General features: G+C 71.0%; 5 protein-coding genes. 1 reads left to right on the top strand and 4 read right to left on the bottom strand.

Annotated features, from left to right (window positions below; translation table 11 throughout):
• Positions 1-147: 147 nt before the first annotated feature.
• The 4 genes from ACWGI8_RS39410 to zapE form a co-directional block, all read right to left on the bottom strand.
• Positions 148-1,035 carry a PPK2 family polyphosphate kinase gene (locus ACWGI8_RS39410; protein ID WP_453668254.1) on the bottom strand — a complete coding sequence of 296 codons (888 nt, stop codon included), beginning with the start codon at positions 1,033-1,035 and terminating at the stop codon, positions 148-150.
• Between the two features lie 195 nt (positions 1,036-1,230).
• Positions 1,231-2,697, bottom strand: coding sequence for an alkaline phosphatase PhoX (locus ACWGI8_RS39405; protein ID WP_453668253.1), 1,467 nt, complete (start codon positions 2,695-2,697; stop codon positions 1,231-1,233).
• Between the two features lie 107 nt (positions 2,698-2,804).
• Positions 2,805-3,230, bottom strand: coding sequence for an OsmC family protein (locus tag ACWGI8_RS39400; protein WP_453668252.1), 426 nt, complete (start codon positions 3,228-3,230; stop codon positions 2,805-2,807).
• Positions 3,231-3,296: 66 nt separating this feature from the next.
• Positions 3,297-4,373, bottom strand: a complete 1,077-nt coding sequence (gene zapE, locus ACWGI8_RS39395; protein ID WP_453668251.1) for a cell division protein ZapE — start codon at positions 4,371-4,373, stop codon at positions 3,297-3,299.
• A gap of 177 nt (positions 4,374-4,550) precedes the next feature.
• Here zapE and ACWGI8_RS39390 point away from each other — a divergent pair.
• Positions 4,551-4,978 (top strand): dihydrofolate reductase family protein (locus ACWGI8_RS39390; RefSeq protein ID WP_453668250.1); only part of this gene is annotated, 428 nt, incomplete at its 3' end.

Raw genomic sequence — 4,978 nt, 5'->3', positions numbered from 1 at the left:
CCACTCGCGTCCGCCGCACCGGCATGGGAATACGGGCATCGGAATCCGGATGCGGAATGGGTTTGCGGGGGAGAGCGTCATTCAGCAATTCCCGCGACGTGCCACGTGCGACGTGCGACGTGAATTCGTCCGCCCGCACGGCCGGGCTCACTCCGACCGCGTCGGTACACCCTCAAGCAGCAGCTTCCTGGACACCTCCACGTCGAAGTCACCCTTCGGATACTGCGGATCCAGCTCCTCCAGGTGCTCCAGGAGCAGTCGGCTGACCGCCCAGTTCCGGTACCACTTCCGGTCGGCCGGGACGACGTACCACGGGGCCTCGGGAGTCGAACAGCGCTCCAGCACCAGCTCGTACGCCTTCTGGTACGCGGGCCACAGCGCGCGCTCCTCGATGTCGCCCGCGTCGAACTTCCAGTGCTTGTCGGGATTGTCCAGCCGTGCCAGCAGCCGTCGGCGCTGCTCCTCGTACGAGATGTGCAGAAAGACCTTGACCACCGTCACGCCGTCCTCGGCGAGCGACTTCTCGAACTGGTTGATCTGGCCGTAGCGGCGGCGGATCCGGCCGCGAGGCGCCAGGTCACGCACCCGTGCGATCAGGACGTCCTCGTAGTGCGACCGGTCGAAGATGCCGATCTCGCCGGAGCGAGGCAGCTCTCGCATGATCCGCCACAGGAAGGGATGGTCCTGCTCCTCGGGGGTCGGAGCCTTGAACGCCTTGATCCGGCAGCCGGCCGGGTTGAACAGGCCGGTCACATGCTTGACCGTGCCGCCCTTGCCGCTGGTGTCCATGCCCTGGAGCACCAGCAGCAGCCTGCGGCGGTCGCCCGCCGTGCCGGCCGCGTACATCCGTTCCTGCAGGTCAGCGAGGTGGTCGCCCATCGCGGCGGTCGCTGCGAGGGCGGCGGCCTTGTCGCCGGGGCCGGCCGGGTCGGCCCCGGCGTCGTACGAGGCGAGGTCGACCCCGTCACCCGGACGGACGCGGAGCAGGTCACGGAGCCGGTCAGGCTTCTTGTCCACGGAGTTCTTCTTCGCCATCCTGTGCCCCTTCCCGGTCCGGCCCGATTCCTCGATCCTCCACCGGAACGGGCGGCCCCGCGAGCGAAGTGTGGTGGAGCGGATCGCCACGTGTATCCGCACGCGTATCGGCGCGCGGACGGCCGCGTACGCGGACCGGCGCACGCGGCAGCGCACGCGGATCGGCGTCCACGGCCGCCCACGGCCGCACCCGGGTCAGCGCCAGGGGCCGGTCACCGCGAACGTGGTGCCGGGCGTGTAGCAGTTGACGTACATCGTCCCGCCGTCCGGCGAGAACGTGACCCCTGCGAACTCGCCCCACTCCGGCTCTTGCGGAGTGCCGATGTTCTGGCGGCCGCGCGCCAGCGCGTACACCTCGCCGCGCTTCGTCAGCCCGTACACGTGCTGCGCGCCGCTGCCGTCCTCGCACACCATCAGCCCGCCGCCCGGTGCCAGGCAGATGTTGTCGGGCGACTCGCCGGGCAGCTGGATGTCGGTCGACGGCCCGAAAACGATCACGAGCGTGAGGCGGCGCCGCTGCGGCTCGTACCTCCACACCTGGCCGAAGTGGTCGGCGGCCGAGCCGTCCTTGCTGCGGGCGAAGCTGGAGACGAAGTACACGGACGAGCCTCCCCAGTAGCAGCCCTCCAGCTTCTGGGCGTGGGTGATCCCCTTGGGGCCGAAGTCCTGCAGCCGGACGGGCGTCTGCCGCGCCTGGGGATCGGGTACGGGGACCCATTCGACGCCGTCGAAGCGGGCGCCGGTCTCCTGGATCGCGGACAGGTCCGGCACCCCGGGCACCCGCATCGCCTGCAGCTGCCCGCCGGCCCGCAGCGAGCCGGTGCCGCCGAGCGGCTTCTCGGGCAGGAAGCGGTAGAACAGCCCGAACGGCTTCAGGAAGGCGTCCTCCGTCTCGTACACGATCCCGCTGCGCGGATCGACGGCGATCGCCTCGTGCTGGAAGCGGCCCATGGCGGTCAGCGGGACGGCTCCGGTGCGGCGCGGGTCGGCGCCGTCGACCTCGAAGATGAAGCCGTGGTCCTTGGTGTAGCCGTTGGTGCCGGCCTTGTCCTCGGTCTCCTCGCAGGTGAGCCAGGTGCCCCAAGGCGTGGGCCCGCCCGCGCAGTTGACGGCGGTACCGGCGATGGCAACCCGCTCGTCCAGGACGTTGTTGCGTCCGTCGAGGGTGAGCGACGTACAGCCGCCCTTGCCGGCCGGGTCGTAGGTGAGGCCGTCGACGGTGGGGACTCCGATGCGGCCGTCGCTCCGGTTCTCGTGGTTGCGTACGAGATGGACGCGACCGCGGCGGCCCGGGAGGGCGGCCATGCCGTCGTGGTTGCTCGGTACCGGCCCCTCGCCGGAGCGCAGTGGCTCGCCCTCCCGGGACAGGACCTGATAGCGGAAACCTTTCGGCAGGTCGAGCAGTCCTGCCGGGTCGGGTACCAGCGGGCCGTAGCCCGAATGGCCGCGAGCGGCGGCGGTTCCGGTGAAGAGTTCGGAGAAGGCTCCGGTGAAGGCGATGCCGGCGATACTCGCGCCGGTGCCGGTGAGAACCCGGCGCCGTGTCGCTGCCAGTGGCTCGGAGCCGGTCCCCTCCCCGGCTGTCGCTCGCCCTGCGGTCGTACCTTCGGCGTTCGTGGGTACTGCGGTCGTACTGTCGGCGTTCGTGGGTACTGCGGTCATGAGGCAACTCCCTGCTGGCGGACAGGAGATGTGACCCGCACGTGTGTATCACGCGTGCAGTTGCGCGTGAAGCATGCGGGTCACTGTGCCCCGTGGGGGAGCCGGTGTTACGCCAGCTCGGCGGTGAGCGTGATCGTCGTACCCGTCAGCGCCTGGCTCACCGGGCAGTTCTTCTTGGCCTCCTCGGCCGCCGCCTGGAAGCCGTCCTTGTCGAGGCCGGGGACCTCACCGGTGACGGTCAGGTGGATACCGGTGATGCCCTCACCCGGCTGGAAGGTGACGTCGGCCTTGGTCTCCAGGCGGGTGGGCGGGGTGCCCGCACCGGTGAGTCCGTGGGACAGGGCCATGGAGAAGCAGCTGGAGTGCGCGCCGGCGATGAGCTCCTCGGGGCTGGTCTTGCCGTTCGCCTGCTCGGCGCGCGACGGCCAGTTGACGGGGAAGTCGCCGATGCCGGAGGAGTCGAAGGTGACGACGCCCGAGCCCTTGAGCAGCTCGCCTTCCCAGACGGTGTGCGCCGTACGCGTGGTGGCCATGATGGATCCCTTCTCACAGACTGCAAAGTTTGCAGTCGGTTCCAACCGGCCCCAACCTACTGGAAGCTACTGTCCGACGAGGCCCTTCGCGTCCCGGGCGAGCGCCGTCAGCCGGGAGATCGCCCGGAAGTACTTCTTCCGGTACCCGCCCTTCAACATCTCGTCGCTGAACAGCTGGTCGAAGGGGAGGCCGGAGGCCAGCACCGGCACCTCACGGTCGTACAGCCGGTCGGCGAGGACGACGAGCCGCAGGGCTGTCGACTGGTCCGGCACAGGCCGCACATCGGTGAGGCAGACCGCGCTCAGTTCGTCCGTCAGCGCGCCGTAACGGCTGGGGTGGACGCGCGCGAGGTGCTCCAGCAGCCGGGGGAAGTCGTCGAGGGAGGCGCCCTCGGTGGCGTACGCGGCCTTGGTGACCTGCTCGTCCGAGTACGGCGGCGGGGCCTCGGGCAGTCCGCGGTGGCGGTAGTCCTCGCCGTCGATGCGAAGCGGTCGGAAGTGCGCGGAGAGGCCCTGGATCTCGCGGAGGAAGTCGACGGCGGCGAAGCGGCCCTCGCCGAGCTTGCCGGGCAGCGTGTTGGAGGTGGCCGCGAGCGCGACGCCCGCGTCCACGAGCTTGCCGAGCAGGGTCGACACGAGGACGGTGTCGCCCGGGTCGTCCAGCTCGAACTCGTCGATGCAGAGGAGGCGGTGCCCGCTGAGCGTCTTCACCGTCTGCTGGAAGCCGAGCGCGCCGACGAGATTGGTCAGCTCCACGAAGGTGCCGAAGGCCTTGAGGGACGGCTCGGCGGGCGTCGCGTGCCAGAGCGAGGCGAGCAGATGGGTCTTGCCGACGCCGTATCCGCCGTCCAGGTAGACCCCGCGCGGCCCGGTGGGCTCCGCCGGCTTCCTGGCGAACCAGCGGCGCCTGCCGCTGCCGGTGGCGTGCGCACCGCCCAGACCCGCCGCGAAGGTGCTCAGCACGGTGACCGCCTCGGCCTGGCTGGGCTGGTTCGGGTCGGGGACGTACGTGTCGAAGCGGACCGAGTCGAAGCGCGGCGGCGGCACCATCTCGGCGACCAGACAGTCGGCGGGGACGTGGGGCTCGCGGGCGCACAGGGACAGCGGGACCGCTTCGGTTATGGGGGTGGTCGACACAACCATCCACTGTACTGAGTCGCGCCGTGCCCACGTCCGCCGCACTCCGCGAGTCGCGCCCGTGCCCACGTCCGCCGTACCCCGGGAGCCGTGCCCGTGCCCACGTCCGCCGTACCCCGGGGGCCGTGCCCGCGCCCCGCCGTACCCCGGGAAGGGCGGCGGGGACGTGCCAGACTGCACGGCATGCGACGCCTGTTCCCTGTCACCGACCCGACAGCCGAGACGACCGACCGGGAGTGGGGGCTCGACGAGCTGGCCGACGCCTACGCGTACCCGTCCGGCCGCGGTGCCTGGCTGCGGGCCAACATGGTCTCGTCCCTGGACGGAGCGGCCCAGCACGACGGACGCTCCCAGCCGCTCTCGTCCGACATGGACATGCGGATCTTCGGCACCCTGCGGGCGCTGGCCGACGTGGTGGTCGTCGGCGCGGAAACGGTACGGCAGGAGGGCTACCGGCCGGCCCGCGCCCGGGAGGCCTTCGCCGCGCGCCGGGAGGCCGCGGGGCAGGGCCCCGCCCCCGCGATCGCCGTGGTCACCTCGAGCCTCGACCTGGACTTCACACTCCCCCTCTTCACCTCCCCCCTGGTGCCGACGCTGATCCTGACCGGGGC

The organism is Streptomyces sp. NPDC054841 (assembly GCF_053611045.1).
The sequence above is the reverse complement of the archived record's forward strand: the minus strand, read 5'-3'. Positions and strand labels throughout refer to the sequence as shown.

What these genes read in the sequence shown, in the direction of transcription:
- zapE (WP_453668251.1), bottom strand. Translation starts at nt 4,373, where the DNA reads ATGGTTGTGTCGACCACCCCCATAACCGAAGCGGTCCCGCTGTCCCTG.
- ACWGI8_RS39410 (WP_453668254.1), bottom strand. Translation starts at nt 1,035, where the DNA reads ATGGCGAAGAAGAACTCCGTGGACAAGAAGCCTGACCGGCTCCGTGAC.
- ACWGI8_RS39405 (WP_453668253.1), bottom strand. Translation starts at nt 2,697, where the DNA reads ATGACCGCAGTACCCACGAACGCCGACAGTACGACCGCAGTACCCACG.
- ACWGI8_RS39400 (WP_453668252.1), bottom strand. Translation starts at nt 3,230, where the DNA reads ATGGCCACCACGCGTACGGCGCACACCGTCTGGGAAGGCGAGCTGCTC.